Annotated in this window: 18 protein-coding genes; 9 read left to right on the top strand and 9 right to left on the bottom strand. The window is 52.1% G+C overall.

Annotated features, from left to right (window positions below):
- The first annotated feature begins 10 nt into the window (after positions 1 to 10).
- Positions 11 to 1,780: a glycoside hydrolase family 44 protein gene (locus tag PKY88_06095; GenBank protein ID HOQ04765.1), complete on the top strand. Its 1,770-nt coding sequence runs from the start codon at positions 11 to 13 to the stop codon at positions 1,778 to 1,780.
- An 8-nt stretch (positions 1,781 to 1,788) separates the two neighbouring features.
- Here PKY88_06095 and phoU read toward each other — a convergent pair whose 3' ends face one another.
- From phoU to hisI, 9 genes are all read right to left on the bottom strand, one after another.
- Positions 1,789 to 2,454, bottom strand: coding sequence for a phosphate signaling complex protein PhoU (gene phoU, locus PKY88_06090; GenBank protein ID HOQ04764.1), 666 nt, complete (start codon positions 2,452 to 2,454; stop codon positions 1,789 to 1,791).
- A 17-nt stretch (positions 2,455 to 2,471) separates the two neighbouring features.
- Positions 2,472 to 3,326 carry a phosphate ABC transporter ATP-binding protein PstB gene (gene pstB / locus PKY88_06085; protein ID HOQ04763.1) on the bottom strand — a complete coding sequence of 285 codons (855 nt, stop codon included), beginning with the start codon at positions 3,324 to 3,326 and terminating at the stop codon, positions 2,472 to 2,474.
- A 55-nt stretch (positions 3,327 to 3,381) separates the two neighbouring features.
- The gene (gene pstA / locus PKY88_06080) at positions 3,382 to 5,016 is read right to left on the bottom strand and encodes a phosphate ABC transporter permease PstA (GenBank protein HOQ04762.1); all 1,635 of its coding nucleotides are present in this window, start codon (positions 5,014 to 5,016) and stop codon (positions 3,382 to 3,384) included.
- Positions 5,013 to 5,996, bottom strand: coding sequence for a phosphate ABC transporter permease subunit PstC (pstC, locus tag PKY88_06075; protein HOQ04761.1), 984 nt, complete (start codon positions 5,994 to 5,996; stop codon positions 5,013 to 5,015). Before pstC ends, pstA begins: the two co-directional genes overlap by 4 nt.
- A gap of 32 nt (positions 5,997 to 6,028) precedes the next feature.
- Complete coding sequence (locus PKY88_06070; GenBank protein HOQ04760.1) at positions 6,029 to 6,868, bottom strand: phosphate ABC transporter substrate-binding protein; 840 nt, start codon at positions 6,866 to 6,868, stop codon at positions 6,029 to 6,031.
- Between the two features lie 114 nt (positions 6,869 to 6,982).
- Positions 6,983 to 8,287 carry a putative porin gene (locus tag PKY88_06065; GenBank protein ID HOQ04759.1) on the bottom strand — a complete coding sequence of 435 codons (1,305 nt, stop codon included), beginning with the start codon at positions 8,285 to 8,287 and terminating at the stop codon, positions 6,983 to 6,985.
- A 269-nt stretch (positions 8,288 to 8,556) separates the two neighbouring features.
- Positions 8,557 to 10,350 carry an ATP-binding protein gene (locus tag PKY88_06060; protein HOQ04758.1) on the bottom strand — a complete coding sequence of 598 codons (1,794 nt, stop codon included), beginning with the start codon at positions 10,348 to 10,350 and terminating at the stop codon, positions 8,557 to 8,559.
- A 9-nt stretch (positions 10,351 to 10,359) separates the two neighbouring features.
- Positions 10,360 to 11,052, bottom strand: a complete 693-nt coding sequence (locus PKY88_06055; protein HOQ04757.1) for a response regulator — start codon at positions 11,050 to 11,052, stop codon at positions 10,360 to 10,362.
- A 96-nt stretch (positions 11,053 to 11,148) separates the two neighbouring features.
- A complete protein-coding gene (gene hisI / locus PKY88_06050) occupies positions 11,149 to 11,562 on the bottom strand; it encodes a phosphoribosyl-AMP cyclohydrolase (protein HOQ04756.1) in 414 nt (137 codons plus the stop codon).
- Between the two features lie 147 nt (positions 11,563 to 11,709).
- Here hisI and PKY88_06045 point away from each other — a divergent pair, with 147 nt between their 5' ends.
- The 8 genes from PKY88_06045 (at position 11,710) to PKY88_06010 (ending at position 17,316) form a co-directional block, all read left to right on the top strand.
- Complete coding sequence (locus tag PKY88_06045) at positions 11,710 to 12,708, top strand: lysylphosphatidylglycerol synthase transmembrane domain-containing protein (protein HOQ04755.1); 999 nt, start codon at positions 11,710 to 11,712, stop codon at positions 12,706 to 12,708.
- A gap of 234 nt (positions 12,709 to 12,942) precedes the next feature.
- Positions 12,943 to 13,101, top strand: a complete 159-nt coding sequence (locus PKY88_06040) for a hypothetical protein (protein ID HOQ04754.1) — start codon at positions 12,943 to 12,945, stop codon at positions 13,099 to 13,101.
- Positions 13,102 to 13,611: a DUF502 domain-containing protein gene (locus PKY88_06035; GenBank protein ID HOQ04753.1), complete on the top strand. Its 510-nt coding sequence runs from the start codon at positions 13,102 to 13,104 to the stop codon at positions 13,609 to 13,611.
- A gap of 12 nt (positions 13,612 to 13,623) precedes the next feature.
- Positions 13,624 to 13,995, top strand: coding sequence for a ribosome-associated translation inhibitor RaiA (gene raiA, locus PKY88_06030; protein ID HOQ04752.1), 372 nt, complete (start codon positions 13,624 to 13,626; stop codon positions 13,993 to 13,995).
- A gap of 70 nt (positions 13,996 to 14,065) precedes the next feature.
- Complete coding sequence (locus PKY88_06025; GenBank protein ID HOQ04751.1) at positions 14,066 to 14,524, top strand: PTS sugar transporter subunit IIA; 459 nt, start codon at positions 14,066 to 14,068, stop codon at positions 14,522 to 14,524.
- A 62-nt stretch (positions 14,525 to 14,586) separates the two neighbouring features.
- Positions 14,587 to 14,895, top strand: a complete 309-nt coding sequence (locus PKY88_06020) for an HPr family phosphocarrier protein (protein ID HOQ04750.1) — start codon at positions 14,587 to 14,589, stop codon at positions 14,893 to 14,895.
- Between the two features lie 9 nt (positions 14,896 to 14,904).
- Positions 14,905 to 16,641 carry a phosphoenolpyruvate--protein phosphotransferase gene (gene ptsP, locus PKY88_06015; GenBank protein ID HOQ04749.1) on the top strand — a complete coding sequence of 579 codons (1,737 nt, stop codon included), beginning with the start codon at positions 14,905 to 14,907 and terminating at the stop codon, positions 16,639 to 16,641.
- A gap of 24 nt (positions 16,642 to 16,665) precedes the next feature.
- Complete coding sequence (locus tag PKY88_06010) at positions 16,666 to 17,316, top strand: TIGR03936 family radical SAM-associated protein (GenBank protein ID HOQ04748.1); 651 nt, start codon at positions 16,666 to 16,668, stop codon at positions 17,314 to 17,316.
- The last annotated feature ends 13 nt before the right edge of the window (positions 17,317 to 17,329 follow it).

Below are 17,329 nucleotides of genomic sequence, written 5' to 3'. Positions count from 1 at the left end.
GAGACCTGTAATGAGAACATTGATTTGGAAGGTGCTCTGTTTCTGGACAGTGTCTGGAGCGGCTGCGGGAGCGATTGTGGTCAATTATACGATACAAACGGAAAAAGAGCGGGCGATGATCAGTCCCTATATTTACGGGGCCAATTTCGACCACGTAACATGCGGGAATCTGACGGTTCGGCGGATGGGAGGCAACCGCACAACGGGGTATAACTGGGAGAACAATTTTTCCAATGCAGGCAGCGACTGGAATCATTCAAGCGACCGGTATATGTCCAGCTATCTGCCGTGGAATCAGCAGCTGATACCCGGCAAGGTCTATGCGGATTTTCGGCAGGCCGATATCAATGCCGGACGCGCATCGGTTCTGACGCTCCAGATGGCCGGGTATGTGTCGGCGGATGACTGGGGGACGGTCACGGAAGCTCAAACGGCCCCCTCCTCCCGCTGGAAAGAGGTCGTTTATAAGAAGAATGCCCCGTTTTGTGTGCCGGCGGGAAGCCCCAATACGACGGATGCCTACGTGTATATGGATGAATTTGTCAATTATCTGGTGACAACCTTCGGAAACGCCAACACTCCGACAGGGGTCAAGTTTTACTCGCTGGACAATGAGCCGGCCCTGTGGGCCTATACGCATCCGCGGATTCATCCGAACAAGGTGGGCTGTGTAGAGCTGATCAGCAGGAGTACGGCGCTGGCGGCGGCGGTCAAGGATGTGGACCCGTATGCGCAGATTACCGGGCCGGTTCTGTATGGCTTTGCGGCGTTTTTGAGTTTGCAGGATGCACCGGACTGGAACAGCGTCAAAGGAAGCTGTTCCTGGTTTATCGATTATTATCTGGCTCAGATGAAGGCGGCGGAAGTGGCCGGCGGGAGGCGGCTGCTGGATGTGCTGGATGTGCATTGGTATCCGGAAGCACGGGATGACAATGATGTCCGGATTACTAATTTTGCGGCGACGGAGACCAATTATATCACGCGGATGCAGGCGCCGCGAACGCTGTGGGACAGCGGGTATATTGAAAACAGCTGGATTGGGCAGTGGTTCAGCAGTTATCTGCCGCTGCTGCCGAAGATTTTCAATTCCATTCAGACGTATTATCCGGGGACAAAACTGGCGTTTACGGAATACAATTACGGCGGGGAAAATCATATTTCCGGCGGGATTGCTCAGGCGGATGTACTGGGGATATTCGGGAAATACGGCGTCTATCTGGCGACATACTGGGGCGGCAACGGGATCTATACGAATGCGGCGTTTCATCTGTACCGCAATTATGACGGAAACAACTCGACATTCGGCGATGTGAAAGTGTACGCTTCGATGTCAGATAAAGTCAACAGTTCGATTTATGCATCGATGTTTTCGGGAATTAACAATCAGCTACATTTGATTGTTCTGAACAGACATTTGACGGAACCCATCAGCGGCAGCTTCACAATTACCAGCCCCTGCCTTTATACATCCGGTCGTGTGTGGGCCTTTGACAGTTCCAGTGCCGTCATCACGGAGCGGACGCCTGTTTCCTCGATTGTCAATAATACATTTTCCTACAGCATTCCGCCCCTGACGGCCTGCCATTTTGTGCTTCAGTCCGAGCGGCCTTTGGCGGATTTGTCAGGGGATTGTCAGGTCGGATTGGAGGATTTGGCTTTGTTCTGCGGACAGTGGCTCGCAGAAGGATTGGGACCGCAAAGCAGCTGCAGCGATTTCAACCGGGACGGTGTGATTGACGGAGCTGATTGGGTTGTCTTGTCGGGTGAATGGCTCCGATAGCAGCCGCTTTAGCGAGGGTCCTGTTTTTTATGACGGATGATGTGCCCCTCTACCAGGTAAATCACATCTTCGGCGATGTTGGTGGCATGGTCGGCGATGCGTTCCAAATGCCGTGAAACGGACAGAAGGTGCATCAGCGATTCCATCTGTTCCGGACGTCGGCGGATTCGTTCCTGAATGTGCTCATACATCGATTTATGAAGGGCATCCACTTCATCATCGCTTTGGCAGACGCGATGGGCTGTGCTGCAGTCGAGATTGACCAGAGCATCGATGCTTTGACGGACCATCGCTTGGCTGTTTACCGCCATCCGTTCGAGGTCGGAGGGAATTTCAATCTGTTCATGGGCGGACAAATATTCGGCCCGTTCGGCGATATTCACGGCTAAGTCGCCGATGCGTTCCAGGTCATTGTTGATTTTCAGGGCCGTGATAATATACCGAAGGTCGATGGCGACGGGCTGATAGAGGGCCAGCATCTTCAGGCATTCTTCTTCAATATCGACTTCCTTGCGGTCAATCTCCGTGTCCCGGTCGATAACCTGTCGAGCCAGTGTTCCGTCCCAGGTTTCAACGGCCCTGACCGATTTCCAAAGATGCTCTTCGACCCGTGAGCACTGCTCCAGGAGCATTTGCTTGAGATGGTCGATTTCGCGTTTGAGATGAACGGACATGTCCGGATTCCTTTCGTTTATCCGAATCGGCCTGTAATGTAGTCTTCGGTTTCTTTTTTGGCGGGGTTGGTAAAGAGCACATCGGTTCGGCCGTATTCGATGAGTTTGCCGAGGCAGAAAAAGGCGGTGCGGTCGCTGACGCGTGCGGCCTGCTGCATGTTGTGGGTGACAATCACAATGGTATAGGTTCCTTTGAGAGCGGCAATCAGGTCTTCGATTCGGGCGGTGGCCAGCGGGTCAAGAGCGGAACAGGGCTCGTCCATCAGGATGACTTTGGGTTTGTTGGCCAGTGTGCGGGCGATGCAGAGCCGCTGCTGCTGTCCGCCGGACAAGGCCAGGGCGGATTTGGACAAATCGTCTTTGACCTCCTCCCAGAGGGCTGCATCCCGCAGACATTGTTCAACAATCGCATCCAGTTCGGAACGCCGCCGGATTCCCTGCAGACGCGGGCCGTAGGCGACGTTATCATAAATGCTTTTGGCGAAGGGATTGGGTTTCTGGAAGACCATGCCGACCTGCTGACGGAGGTTGACCAGATTGGTGTTTTTGTCATAGACATTCTGGCCGCCGACAGCCAGCAGGCCTTCCGCCCGAGTGTTTGGAATCAGGTCGTTCATTCGGTTAATGCAGCGGAGGAACGTGCTTTTGCCGCAGCCGCTGGGACCGATGATGGCGGTGACGGAACCGGCTTCAATATCCATTGTAATCTTTTCGACACCGATTTTAGAACCGTAGTAAAAACTGAAATCTCTGGAGTGGATGATGACGCGTTCGGGCCGAATGGTTTGCTGAAGTTCCGGATTTCTGTTCGGGTCGGCCAGACGAATAGGACCCGGCTGTCGGTCGGCAGTCTGTGAAGAGAGACGTTCCATGTGCGGCCTCTGGGGTTGTTGTTTTTTCTGAATTTTATCCGAGGAAAGCAGCATTTTAAAGCCCTTGCATTTTTTTACTCATTCGCCATCGCAGGACAATAGCCGCGGAATTCAGCAGCAGGACCAGCAGGATCAGCGTCATCACCATTCCAAACTGGTTGTGAGGCACCTGCATGGCCAGCCGGTCGCCGACGGTAATGTCATAACAGCCGTAGGAAAGAGCGCGGGTCGGCTGAAAGAGCCATTGGAGATGAAGGCCGATGTCGGGGATCGGCCCCAGCGCGACGGCTCCGGCAAAGAGAATCGGAGCGGTCTCGCCGGCGGCGCGGCTTAAGCTCAGAATGATGCCGGTCAAAATGCCCGGACCGGCGGCCGGCAGGGTGACGGTCAGAAACGTCCTGAATTTGCCCGCTCCCAGGGCCAGCGAGGCCTCTTTATAGGACTGAGGAACAGCCCGAATGGCTTCTTCAGAGGCCCGAATAATCACGGGCAGAACCAGCAGTCCCAGCGTCAGCGAGGCAGACAGAATGCTGGGTTTGCCGGCCAGCAGTACAAAAAAGGCCAAACCGAACAGGCCGTACACAATACTGGGTACACCGGCCAGGGTGTTGATGCAGGTACGAATGATCCGAGTTGTGATTCCGTCTGCGGCATATTCGACCAAATAGGCGGCCGACAGAACGCCCAGCGGAACGGCAAAACACATGGAAAGAACGGTCAGCAGAAGGGTACCGAGGACTTCCGGGCCGACGCCGCCGAAGTAATGGCCCGCTGTGCTGTCGTCCAGAAAATACCGCCAGTAGAACGTCGGGCGGGGCTGGAGCATCGCGGCAAGGTTTTGTTCCACCATCGAAAACAGAGGAGCCAGCTCCGTTTTTCCAAAAATTCCCTCATCCGGGTCATCCCGACGGATTTGACGGGGAATCAGCCGGTTGTCGTCCTTGCCGGAGGGAACCCATTTGGTTTGATAAATCAGGTATTGCAGATGTTTTTGTGCGGTATCCCAGCGGGTTGCTCCGAAACGGTCCTGCGGCAGAGGCGGAATCGATTCTCCGGGCAGTGGACCGAACAGTTTCCGCATTTCTGTTTTGACAATATCCAGTTCGGCGGCATATTCAGAGCGGCGGGACAGGTCCATTTCCTCAAGAATCTGCCGATACTGTTCGGAAAGAGAAAAAACCACTTCAAATGGGCTGTTCTGAAAACGGGGATTGGTCCGCTGGGCATCCACGGTATCCAGCAGGGATTCCGCTTCCGTTTTGTCTGTTGTTTCCAGGGCCTGCAGAAAGGCATCGCGAATATCCTTGGCCTGCTCGCGGAGCCGGGCATACTCGTCATTCGAGACTTCCAGATAGCGAAGATGGCGTCCGAACTGCTGATAAGCCGCTTTGACTTCTTTACTCAGGAGAGCGGTGTCGATCCCCCGGCTGAAATGCTCCAGGAGGGCCAGGGCTTCCTGACGAGCTGCATTCGTTCGGGCTATTATCCTTTCAAGGTCCTCCGGGCGGCCCCGTTTAAAAAGTTCCATCTGCATTTTGTCGAATTCGACGGTTTTCCGGAAAAAGACGGCTTGGCTGCCTTTCCAGAGCATAGGAAGCAGAAAAATCATCAGCGTAGCGGCCAGAAACAGCACGGAACCGCTGCACAGGGCCGTAAAGAGCGCATTTTTTATTTGACGCCAGAGAATCATCGCTTCGGCTTTTTCATTTGCATAATAAAATGTTCACTGAGCAGATTCAGACAGAATGTAAAAATCAGCAATACCAGGCCGATGGCAAAAAGCGAATGAAAATGAATCGTGCCCTGCGGCACTTCCCCCAGTTCGCCGGCAATAGTCGCGGTCATGGTGCGGACGGACTGCGACAAATCCCACCACGGAGAGGGAATCTGCGTGGCGTTGCCGGAGGCCATCCAGACAACCATCGTTTCTCCGACGGCACGCATCATTCCGAGGATTACGGCGGCCAGAATGCCGCTGTGGGCGGCGGGAATAACAACCCGCAAAAGGGTTTCCGCCCGCGTGGCGCCAAGACCGTAAGAGGCCTCGCGAATTTCCCGCCCGACGGCGGTCAGGGCGTCTTCAGCTACACTGATAATCGTCGGCATGGCCATAATCGACAAAATAATCGAGGCATTCAGGGCATTGGTTCCGGTTGGGAATTCGAACTTTTTCTGAAGCCAAGGGGCTGCAACCATAACGGCAAAGACACCGTAGGCCACAGAAGGAATAGCAGCCAAAATCTCAATGAGCGGCTTGCAGATTTGACGGATGCGGAAGGAGGCAATGTCGCTGAGAAACACGGCGGCCAGAAGACCGGTCGGGACGGCAATTAGCAGAGAGGTGATGGTGACATAAAAAGAGCCGGCAATAATAGCCAGAATCCCGTATTCCGGATGGACCTGGTGTTCAGGAAACCAGCGCCGACTGGTAAAAAACTCGGTGATTCTCTCTCGGGGTGAAATTCCACTTTCCGCAAAGAAGGGGGCTGCCTGGCGAATGACAAAAACGAATATCAGAAAAACGGCCGCTACCGAGCAGAACGTGACGGCAAACAGAAAAGATTTCACAAACCAGGACAGCAGGGTGCTGCTTAGGTCGTCTCGAAACGTAAGACGCAGCGGCCGCGTGAATTGGACCGCTGCGTCGGATTGACTGCCTGCTGTTGTCATATTCAGAGAACCGAACAATCAAAATGAGAGGGTTAGTATTCCGTTACTGGGACAAAGCCCTTGGCTTCAATGATTTCCTGCCCTTTTTCCGTCAGATAAAAGGTGCAGAATGCGTGGATGATGGAACCGAGTTTGGGATAGCCGTTGGTGAAGAGAAACAGAGGCCGGCTGATCGGGTAAATCCCTTTGGAAATTGTAGAACGGGTCGGCATGACCCCGTCCACTTTCAGCGCTTTGACATAGCGATCCAGGAAGCCGATGCCGACGTAGCCGATGGCTCCGGGCGTACTGCGGACGCGGGCATGGGCCTGCGGATTGGAATTGACGTACTCGACGTTAGCGGCCATCTTTTCGTTGTGCATGACCAGGGAGTGGAACGATTCATAGGTGCCGCTGGAGGTATCGCGGCTGACGGGGACAATCGGTATATCCGGGCCGCCCAGTTCCTTCCAGTTGGTGATTTTGCCCATGTAAATGTCGCGAATCTGTTCCGTGCGAAGTTCGGTGATGGGATTGGAGGGATGAACGACAACACAGACTCCGTCCATTGCTATTACATGCGCTACGGGGAAAACCCCTTTTTCAACGGCCTGCTGGAATTCCTTATCTTTCATAAATCGGCTCATCATCGCAATATCACATCGACCGTCGATCAGAGCTGCCGCCCCGTCACCGCTTCCGGTTTTTTTTACGGTGATGGAAACGTCCGGGTGGAGCTCTTTAAAGACTTCTGCAAAGGCGTCTCCGAGCGGACCTACGGTGGTGGACCCGTCAATCTGAAGGGTTTTGCCCTCTGCGGCCAAAACCGGCTGGGCCGCCCACAGGGTGAGTCCGATGAAGAACAGAACTGTTTTTCCAGACCGAACCGTCATCTTTTTTTCCCTTTCCATTATTGTTTAAAAAGTAAACGTCCTGTAAAGCACACATGGTACTCTACAGGACGTTTGTTAGTGTTTCGTTAGGAAACGGTTAGGAGGTCGTGAAAATCAGAATTTCACGACGAAATCAAACTGGATTCGCTTGTAGTCCTCATTGGGCTTTTGCGACAGCTTGTCGGCCAGATAGTAGCTGATGCCGAAAGACGTGTTTTTGGCGAGCATATAGGTCCAGTTGAACTTATGCCCTTTGACATTGGTGCCGCCGTCTGCAAAGTCGGAATCAGCAAACGCACCCAGCACAGCATCGGCTTCGAGGTCGCGATAGCTGTAGGTGAAATCCCATGTCCCCGGGTCTTTGGCCTTGTTGAAGGTTAGCCCTGCCAGCCAGCCCGTATCCTCTTTTACGCCGGAGGCCGTGTTGACGACATAGTCGCCGAATGCGGCAAACGGGTAGCTGCCCAGTTTAAAGGCATACTGCCCAAAGGCGTTGACGAGGTTATAATCGTAGAGGTAATTTGAGCCGTCATTGGAGTTGCCGGCGGCTCCGTTGTCGATGACCTGGTCATTGATGGCCGGCAGATTGGTCCCTTCGACATTGGAGTAGTCGTAGTAGGACACACCAAATGTGGCCTTGGATTTGTCTTCAAAGGTATGGGCCAGGCCGACTTGTCCGCCGAACATCCGCTTGTCGGCTGAACTGCCGTTTTCTTCGACATAGCCGACAAACGCGTTTGCAAACAGCTCATCCTTTTCCGTCCAGGGCTTGGTGTACTGGAGGGCGATACCTTCCGGATTGACATCGCCGTCCCAAATCAAATCGCTCTTGCCGACATAGAAGGGATTGTAGATTTTACCGGCGGCGATGGTCAGGCCTTCAACGGCTTTTGGGGTGTAAGACACGTAGGCCCGGTCAACCCAGAGATTTTTGCCGGACCAGTAGTCGCCGAGAGTCTGGTTGGCGGCATTGGCGGCAGAACCCGGGATAATCGCATCATTTTCATCTTTGAGGAATTCCGAGGTGGCTACACGGAAGTCGAAGAGATATTCCTCATTAATTTGGAACTGCACACCAACGCGGGCACGAATGCGGTGACGGTCATCCTTCGGATCAGACCTCCAATCCCGGTCACGGCATTCATACCGGTAGCGGAAATCCCCGTAAAGTTTGATTTTTTCCAGCCAGCTGAGCGTCTCGGGGATTTCAAAACCGCCGCTTTCCTCTACTTTGGCAAGCTTTTGGGCCTGTTCTTTTTGAGCAGCCTCCATTTTGAGCAGGCGGTTGTTCATTTCGGCCAGCTGGTTGTACAGTTTTTCCTGTTCTTTTCGCAGTTCGCTGATTTCATCGGCCCAGGCGGTGCCGAACAGCAGAACTGCGAAAACCGCCGTCCATGTCCATTTCCATTTTCCTGTCATAACTGTACCTCCACATAAAGGAATAGGTGCGTGTTCAAACCGCTTGAAGACACGCTGGATTGGTTTCAGAAGAAATCTCAGACTCCGTTTTCAAAGACACAGCCTTTCTCGGATAAAAGATTATCGGCAAATTTCCTTTTTTTCTGAATTTTCTTGGGGGAAAATCCGGAGGGTTTGCAAGGATTTGATAAAGAAACAATTTGCTCTTTTTTCGAGTCCGAAAAAAGATGAAGCGATGATGCTGGAGTGAAAACAGGGGGCGAAACCCCCTAAAAGAGTTCTGGGGCAAAAGGGAGGAAAATGGAAAAGGTGCTTCCTCTGCCTACCGTACTTTCCACTCGGACAGAACCGCCGTGTGCCTGTACAATGTGTTTGACAATAGCCAGCCCGAGGCCTGTTCCGCCTAATGAGCGGCTGCGGGCTTTGTCTGCCCGGTAGAAACGCTCAAAGAGCCGCGGCAGGTGTTCTTTGGCAATTCCGCAGCCGTAGTCCTGCACTTCGATGCAGATTGTTTGTTTTTCGGCAAAGGCGCGGATAAAAACGGAGGAGGTCTCTTCGCTGTATTTCACAGCATTATCAATCAGGTTGACAAGGGCCTGGATGAAGAGAGAGGGGTTTACATTTGCCGTTAAATCCGGCCGGCAGTCAATTTGCAGGGCGATTTTTTTGCGTTCCGCCTGGTGCCGGCAGCATTCCGCAGCTTCCTTCAGCAGGGGCAAAATCGCGGTTTTCTGCATAGATATTGAGGATTTGTCCGCCTGCTGTTCGATATCAGAGAGCGTCAGAAGGTCTTCAATGATTGAATTCAGCCGTTCTGTCTGACGCCGCATGATTTCCAGAAAACGCTGAAGGTCTTCCGGATTGTCTTTGGCCCCGTCAAGCAGCGTTTCAATGAAGCCCTTAATACTGGTAACGGGGGTTTTCAGCTCGTGAGTGACATTGGCGACGAAGTCGGTTTTGACCCGCTGGGCTTTGTAGATGTCGGTAATATCGTTAAGGACGAAGAGGGTACCAAATCGCTTTTCAGCGCGATCTTTCAGGGCGCTGCTGCGAACCTGGATGGAACGGGATTGGTCTGTTTCGTGAACTGTCAGATGTTCTTCGAGCGATTCAGGACTGGAAAGGGCTTTTTGGACAAAGTCTTGGAACTGTGTATTTCGGATGATTTCGGCTATGGTTCGTCCGACCGGCTCTGCAGCGGAGATTTGGAGAAGACGGCAGGCCGCATTGTTAATACTGATACAGCGGTTTTGTGTATCGATTGCCAGGACACCTTCACTCATGCTGGTTAAAACGGCCTGCTGTTCGTTCCGTTGGGCCGTAATAGTATCCAGACGCCGAATCAGCTCTTCGGCCATTTTGTTCATCGCTTTGGCTAAAGAGGTAAACTCCCGTGTTGCAGCCATCGGCAGACGGACGGTCAAATCCCCTTCGGCCAGCTGTTTGGCGGCGGCCTCCATTTTCTTCAGCGGTCGGGTAAGATGCCAGCAGACAAACCAAAGCAGCAAAGCGAGCAGCACAGCAGCCGGGAAGCCCGCCAGAAGCATCTTGCGGCGAAGATGGACAAGCATTTGATCGATTTGGTGAATGGAAGCGGCCGTCCGTATGAAAAAGAGGAGTTGGTTATTCGGAGCATAGGGAATGGCTGCATACAAAAAGCGCTCACGGAGCGTGCTGCTTGAACGGATGTCAAATCCGGTCTGTCCGCGGAGGGCCTGCTGGATTTCCGGTCTGGAAAGGTGGTTTTCCATAGAGGCGGGGTCTTTGTCGGATTCTCCCCAAACCTTGCCGTCAGGGCTGATAATGGTGATTCGTGTTGAGGTCTGATGACTGAGTGTTTTGCAAAGGCGGTCAATGGCAGGCGGCTCGAGCGGTTCTTTTGCGAACGGGGCGAGCACGGACTGCACAAAAGCCGCCCGAATCAGCAATTCACTTTTCTTTTCTTCAAGCAGTTTTTTTGTGAGGATATCCGAGAGCAGCCCGTAGAGAACAACCAGAAAAAGCAGCAGAAGGACAAGAACTGCCGGATAAATCTGCCAGAGAAGAGCCCGCCGTTTGGCCATAAAGAGCGTTCAGTTTTCCTCCCGAAAACGATAACCGACTCCCCGAACCGTTTCAATCAGGTCGCCGGCCTTACCGAGTTTTTTTCGCAGGCCGACGATTTGAACATCGACTGAACGGTCAGTGACAGGATAATCCGGGCCGTGTACAGCATCGACAATCTGATAGCGCGTAAAGACCCAGCCGGGACGAGCAGCCAGAAAGTGAAGCATCTTGAATTCTGTAGAAGTCAGCTCCACTTCTTTTCCATTTACAAAAGTACGATGGCGTCCTGGATCTATTTCGATATTGTGTATTCTGATTATTGTTTTCTCGCTTGGCGGTGGTGCTTCCGCTCGGCGAAGCACGGCTTTAATGCGGGCCAAGAGAACTTGAGGACTAAACGGCTTGGTAATGTAGTCATCAGCTCCTGCCTCTAACCCGGCCACCACATCCGATTCTGTTCCTTTTGCGGTTAAGATGATGACGGGAATCTTTGACAGAGTGTTGCTGCTCTTGAGACTTCGACATACTTGAAGACCGTCAATGCGGGGGAGCATTAAATCAAGCAATACAAGGTCCGGTTTATATGTATCTGCCTTCATTAACGCAGTTTTCCCATCTAATGCAGATTCGCAAAGAAAACCGTTTTTCCGGAGATTGTATTGAATCAGTTCCTGAACATCTTCTTCATCTTCTACAATCAAAATCTTTTTGGGAACCATCTTGTTTCCTCGAATTTAGGTTTTTTCATGTCCCCATTTACTTTCAGATTGTTTGGTTATGATTAAGAAGATGTTAAAAAACTATTTGGAAACCACCTATTTTTTGTATGTTGCTTTCGGGTCGTAGACCTTTTGAGCTACAAACTCAAGCTGATCAGAGGTTCCTTTTTTCAAGGCCCGATAAAAACAGGATTGATAACCGACATGGCATTGTCCTTGATTTACTTCCACTTTCAGAAGAAGACAATCCTGGTCGCAATCGGTTAGAATCTGAAGGACTTTTTGGACGTGCCCGCTTTCTTCCCCTTTTTTCCAGAGTTTTTTTCTGGAGCGGCTGTAATAAACGGCATTTCCGGTCTGAATAGTCAGCTTAAGGGCCTCTTCATTCATATAGGCAACCATCAAAATCTGTCCGGTCCGGGCATCTTGGGCTATCGCTGTGATCAGACCGTTTGCATCGAAACGAGGAGTGAATTGGAGACCTTCTTCCAGGTGAATGTCTGCTGCCACAGGGTTTAATCCTTTCCAAAGACAAAAGGTTTTTTCTGAACGTCTTGTTGTTGTTTGTTTTACCGGTTATGATAAGCAAAAACAAGCATTTATCAGGAAGATTCATTGTTGGAAGAAAGGAAGCAAAAGGTACGAAAGCGGATTCATTTGTTCCTTCGGCTCTTTGTGGTCGCAGCCGCCTGTTTTTTGATTTTTAAAAATCTGGATTATCAACAGTTTATTGCGTCTTTCAGGCATTTAAGAGGGTGGGTAATCTGGACTGCAGCGGCTGTTAAGATTCTTACTGAGGGGGGGATGGCGTTCCGTTGGTGGATTCTTCTTCGGGCTTTAGGGATTCCGATTCCGCTTCGATCGGCGGTCCGGCTTCATTTTCATGGACTTTTTTTCAGCGGTTTTCTGCCGAGTTCAACAGGCGGAGATTTCATCCGGGCCTGGTATGTTACCCGTCACACGGATAAACGGGCGTTGTCTGCACTGAGTGTTTTTGCGGACCGATTTACCGGTTTGTTTTCTACAGCCCTGATTGCCGCAGTCTCCTTCTTTGTCTTTTTTAGGGGCCGGTCTCTTTTGGGTGGGAGAAGAGAAGAGCTTTCATGGAAAATAAGCTCTTATCAAATATGGATTTATGTTCTCCTTGCCGTTTTGGTGCTTCTGTTGGTTTTTTGTTTATTCAGCCGGAGGACGAGGGACCGATTTACTCAATTCTTCAAATTTCTAAAAAAAATAGGGTGGAAATTTTTCCTTTATACCAGAGAGATTATCTCTGTTTATTTCAAAAAGTGGTGGCTCTTTCCTCTTACGGTTTTTATTACGGTTCTTTTTCAAAGTCTGACTTTTGTAAGTTTCTGGCTGATTGGGATGGATTTAGGGGTCAGCGGGCAGTTAAAGCATTATTTTGTCTTTTTCCCGCTGGTATGGGTAATCGGGGTTATTCCTGTGAGTATTGCGGGTCTGGGCATTCTGGAAGGAGGAGTTGTTCTGCTTTTTGTGAACTCAGCAGGGGCCAGTGCGGAGTCGGCTGCGGCTTTGGCTGTTTGCCAAAGGGCTCTTTTTTTGTTCGGTTCGATTCCCGGTGTCTTTGTTCACTTAAAAGCAGACTATCTGCCCAAGATGAAAGAGCATATTTTTATTGACGTACCGGAATAGTTTGGATACATTCAGCCCATTGCGAGACAAAGAGTTGCGAGTCCTTTGGACCTTCGAGCACCACTGGACTGTTGTTCAGGAAAACCCTGTCGGACAAAGTGGGGCAGGGAAGCAGAACGAAAACTGTCACGGCCGTCGTGATTGTTATAAACTTTTCGGCCCGACCCGGGATGGTTAGGGTAGAAACCGGACATGCAGGCATTGCGAAACTTCAGGACCTATTTTTTCAGGGGGATGGCGGCTTTGCTGCCGACAATCCTGACCATTTGGATTTTTGTCCAGTGTTATATCTTTATCCAGGACAAAATCAGTATTTATGTCAATAAGGCATTGGTATGGGTTCTTTTGCATCTGAATCCGGAATGGGAGAGGGAGTTCCTGGAATCCTTCTAGGTGTATGGTCCGGGCAAAATCTCCGGTTTTATTATTACCATTATTGGGGTGGTTATTCTCGGGGCCTTTCTTGCCAGTATGGCCGGCCGAACGCTGTGGCATTTTTTTGAAAAGATTTTTTTCAAAATCCCTCTGATTAAGCAGGTTTATCCGTATATCAAACAGGTGACCGATTTCTTTCTGATTCGCAAAGAGCTGTCTTTCAACCGAGTCGTTGCTGTGGAATATCCTCGCAAGGGTATCTGGTCGCTGGGGCTTGTGACAGGACAGGGGCTTCAGGGGTTGACTCGGAACAATCCGAGAGGGTATCTGACGGTGTTTGTACCATCCTCGCCGACCCCGTTTACCGGATATGTAGTTACGGTGCCGAGGGAAGACGTAATCGAGATTGATTTGACGATAGAGGAAGCTCTTCGATTTGTGATCAGCGGCGGTGTGATTACGCCTACAGAACATCGGGCATTTCAGCAGGCCCTGCAGGAAGAACGTGAAAAACAGGCGGTACCATAATGGAAACTTTTTATGGATAAGGGGATGTCGATGCTTTTTACGATTACCGGACGACATATTGAAATTACCGATGCCATTCGAGAGCATGCGAAGAAACGCGCGGATAAACTGCCGCGGTTTCACAGCAATATCGCCCGTGTAGAAGTGCTTGTTGAGGAGGGAGAAGGTCCGAATTTTACAGTTGAAGTTATTGCCCATGTGGAACATGAGGCCCTGATCGCGGCCAAAGAGATGCGGCCGGAGCTGTATACGGCTCTGGATGCGGCGTTTGATAAGATGGTTCGTCAACTGAAAAAGAAAAAAGAAAAACAGCGTGATAATAAACGAAGCGGAATCTCCGAACCGGAGCCGTTTGGCAAGCCGGAGCGTGAAGATGTGGCGTAAGACGTTCGCCGATCGGCAGGTTCAAGTACCTGTCCGGATGCCGGAGAAGCCTTTTGGTTAAGGAGTCAATATGAAATTGTCAGACATTGTGTGTTTTTCGGCGATTGTCCCGGAGTTGGAGGCCAAGGACCGCAATGGGGCAATCCGGGAACTTGTAGGACTTCTTCATCAGAGCGGCTGTTTAGGGCGCAATGACCCGGAAAAATTGATCCGGGCCATTATTCAGCGGGAAAATGAAGCCAGTACCGGTATGGGCAAGGGTGTGGCTCTTCCGCATATCAAAGCGGACGGGATTACGGAACCGGTAGCGGCCGTCGGACGCAGCAGTCATGGAATTGACTTTCGGTCGCTGGATAAACAGCCGGTTTATACAGTTCTTCTGCTGGTTAGTCCCAAGGACAATCCCGATAAGCATCTTCAGGCGATGGAGATTCTCTTCCGAAATCTGAATCAGGATGATTTTCGCCGATTTCTTCGTCAGGCGCAGACGGTGGAGGAGATTGCGGAAGTGATTCGAGATGCAAGTTGATCCGAGCATTTAGACAGTTGGTCGAAGCGAAGACAAGATATTCCGAAAGAGGCGAATGTGCTGTGAGTGAACCGGTTGCGGAAATTGAGGTGGAGATTCAAAATGAGGAAGGTCTGCATTTGCGGCCTGCGGTTCAGTTTGTCGATGTAGCCAGCCGGTTTCGCTCTGCCATTACGGTTTCTCACGGTTCGGTTCAGGCGGATGCCAAGAGCGTGATGGAAATGACGCTTTTGGCGGCCGCATGCGGCAGTCGTCTGAAAATACGGGCTGTCGGACCGGATGCTTCGGATGCGGTTGCAGCTCTGGGAGAACTGGTGGCCAAGAATTTTCCTCCAACGTCCAAACCAGCGGAAGCCAAGAAGGAAGGATAACCTGCCGAAATGGAACTGCGAAAAGGAATAGCCGTTTCACCGGGCATTGCGATTGCCCGGGCGATGGTGATTGATTCGAAGGATTACCGAATTCCCCGTCGCTCGATTATGGCCTCTCAGCGTGCCGGGGAAATTAAGCGGGTTCGGCTTGCGTTTGCGGACGCCATTCGGGAGCTGGACCAGATTCAGACGGCCAAGCGAATCGAGGAGGGCTCGATTCGGGACATTTTCGCCGTGCATATGCGTTTCCTTCGGGATAAGCGGTTTCTTAAGCGGGTTACGGATTACATTGAGAAGGAACTGGTGACGGCGGAGTATGCTGTTTCGGCGATTCTGCGGGAGATTGCTTCGCACTTTGAGAAGGTTGACGATGTGTACATCAGCGAGCGTGCGGCGGATATTTATGATATTGAACGCCGTCTGCTGACGCATCTGCTGGGCAAGGTGGCTGAAGAGGTGGAGCATCTGCGGGAAGAGGTAGTTATTGTAGCCCATGACCTGGCACCGACCCAGACGGCCAGTTTCAACAAAACTTTTGTGAAGGGGTTTGCGACAGAGCGAGGGGGACGGACCAGTCATACGGCGATCATTGCTCGTTCGCTTGGAATTCCGGCCGTGGTGGCTCTGGAGGATTTGATGAGCTGCGTGACGGCTCAGAGCACGGTGATTATTGACGGCAATCGGGGAGTGGTGGTCATCGACCCGGATGAGGCCACGCTGGAGGAGTATCGTGCCCATGCCCGGCGTTTCACGGAGTTTGAGCATGAACTGGACGGTTTTCGGGATATCCCGGCTGTTACGCGGGACGGTGTGCCGATTACCCTGCTGGGCAATGTCGAGTTTCCGGATGAAGCGGAGGTAGTCCTGCAGAAGGGCGGTCAGGGCATCGGGCTGTATCGGACGGAGTTTTTGTATCTGTACGGCGGCACCGAGCCGACGGAGGATGACCATTACCATGCGTATTCGGAAGTGGCACGGCTGATGAACGGCAAGCCCATCGTTATCCGGACGATGGATTTGGGTGCGGACAAGGTGCCGCATACCAACCGCCATCCGCAGGAGGCCAATCCGGTGCTGGGGCTTCGGTCGATTCGGTACTGTCTGCAGAACCTGCCCCTGTTTAAAACGCAGCTGCGTGCGATTCTTCGTGCTTCAACGCTGGGGGATGTGCGGGTGATGTTTCCGCTGATAACAACGATGCAGGAGCTGCGCCAGGCGAAGATGATTCTGCGGGATGTGATGGAGGATTTGGATGAGTACGGCGTTCCGTACAATGCGCAGATGCCGGTGGGGATTATGATTGAGACGCCCAGTTCGGCACTGACGGCGGGGCTCCTGGCTACGGAGAGTGATTTTTTCAGTATCGGCACCAATGATTTGATTCAGTACACGCTGGCAGTGGACCGGGGCAATGAGCATGTTTCCACAATGTACTCGGCGGCGGAACCGGCGGTGCTGTATCTGATTCGCAGCGTGATTCACGATGCCAACAAAGCCGGCATCGGGCTGAGTGTCTGCGGAGAAATGGCTTCGGAACCGGAATTTGTGATGCTTCTGTTGGGGATGGGGGTTCGAATGCTGTCGATGGCTCCGCCGCTGATTCCGGAGGTCAAAAAGATTGTCTGCTCGGTTACCATTGAGGAGTGCAATCTGCTGGCCCGAAAAGTGGCGACCTTGGATTCGCAGCGTCAAATTAAAAATCTGCTTCGAGATGCGGCCGGCCGGATTCTGCCGGTGGAATATTGAGGCGGACTGCGGAGGCGGATTCAAATGACCCAGCGGACGGCAATGGTGATTGTGTTTGACATTCGGGGGGACTTGTGTGTTCTTTCTCATCGTGAAACGATGACGATGTGGGTTCGAGCTCTGGCCCGCTCGGGACTTCCGGTCTCCTACAGTGCCGGCTTTAATCCGCATCCGCGTCTGTCGCTTCCCCTGCCGCGTGCGGTGGGGGTAGAGGGCGAAGGAGAAGTGCTTTGGGTTCAATTGGAAAGAGGATGCTCCCCGTCTGAAGCGGAAGGGCTGGCTCGGATGCTGCCGGCGGGCTGCGCAATCAGGGGGATTGAGGTTCCGGCAGGACCAAGTCCCCGGCGGGCGGTGCGGGCGGATTATGTTTTTGAGCGGGCGCCGGGGGTTTCTGCGGATTTCTGGCTCGAGCGGCTGCACAGAGCTCATCAGCAGCTTTTGTCGGGCGAACCAATTCTGCGGAAAAGGCTGACGCCCCGAAAGCAAAACAAGACGCTGGATTTTCATTCGTATCTGGAGGGGATCAGCGGAGATTCCGAGCAGATTCGGCTGAGCTGCCGGATTGCACCGGAAGGGACGCTTCGCGTTGAGGAAATGCTGGATTGGCTGGGGCTGAAGCGGGAAGACCTTTCGGGATCGCCGCGAAGGAACAATGTAGTCTGGATAAGCAATTAAGCAGCGGGGTTTG

The sequence above is a fragment of the Anaerohalosphaeraceae bacterium genome (assembly GCA_035378985.1).
Taxonomy (GTDB): Bacteria; Planctomycetota; Phycisphaerae; order Sedimentisphaerales; family Anaerohalosphaeraceae; genus JAHDQI01.
This window is presented reverse-complemented; position numbering and strand designations above follow the sequence as displayed.

Bases quoted from the DNA above. Each gene is read 5' to 3' on its own strand.
- PKY88_06070 (HOQ04760.1), bottom strand. From the start codon at position 6,868: ATGACGGTTCGGTCTGGAAAAACAGTTCTGTTCTTCATCGGACTCACC.
- pstA (HOQ04762.1), bottom strand. From the start codon at position 5,016: ATGATTCTCTGGCGTCAAATAAAAAATGCGCTCTTTACGGCCCTGTGC.
- raiA (HOQ04752.1), top strand. From the start codon at position 13,624: ATGGATAAGGGGATGTCGATGCTTTTTACGATTACCGGACGACATATT.
- PKY88_06095 (HOQ04765.1), top strand. From the start codon at position 11: ATGAGAACATTGATTTGGAAGGTGCTCTGTTTCTGGACAGTGTCTGGA.
- phoU (HOQ04764.1), bottom strand. From the start codon at position 2,454: ATGTCCGTTCATCTCAAACGCGAAATCGACCATCTCAAGCAAATGCTC.
- PKY88_06040 (HOQ04754.1), top strand. From the start codon at position 12,943: ATGGCGGCTTTGCTGCCGACAATCCTGACCATTTGGATTTTTGTCCAG.
- PKY88_06060 (HOQ04758.1), bottom strand. From the start codon at position 10,350: ATGGCCAAACGGCGGGCTCTTCTCTGGCAGATTTATCCGGCAGTTCTT.
- PKY88_06010 (HOQ04748.1), top strand. From the start codon at position 16,666: ATGACCCAGCGGACGGCAATGGTGATTGTGTTTGACATTCGGGGGGAC.
- PKY88_06065 (HOQ04759.1), bottom strand. From the start codon at position 8,287: ATGACAGGAAAATGGAAATGGACATGGACGGCGGTTTTCGCAGTTCTG.
- PKY88_06055 (HOQ04757.1), bottom strand. From the start codon at position 11,052: ATGGTTCCCAAAAAGATTTTGATTGTAGAAGATGAAGAAGATGTTCAG.
- pstC (HOQ04761.1), bottom strand. From the start codon at position 5,996: ATGACAACAGCAGGCAGTCAATCCGACGCAGCGGTCCAATTCACGCGG.
- ptsP (HOQ04749.1), top strand. From the start codon at position 14,905: ATGGAACTGCGAAAAGGAATAGCCGTTTCACCGGGCATTGCGATTGCC.
- pstB (HOQ04763.1), bottom strand. From the start codon at position 3,326: ATGGAACGTCTCTCTTCACAGACTGCCGACCGACAGCCGGGTCCTATT.
- PKY88_06025 (HOQ04751.1), top strand. From the start codon at position 14,066: ATGAAATTGTCAGACATTGTGTGTTTTTCGGCGATTGTCCCGGAGTTG.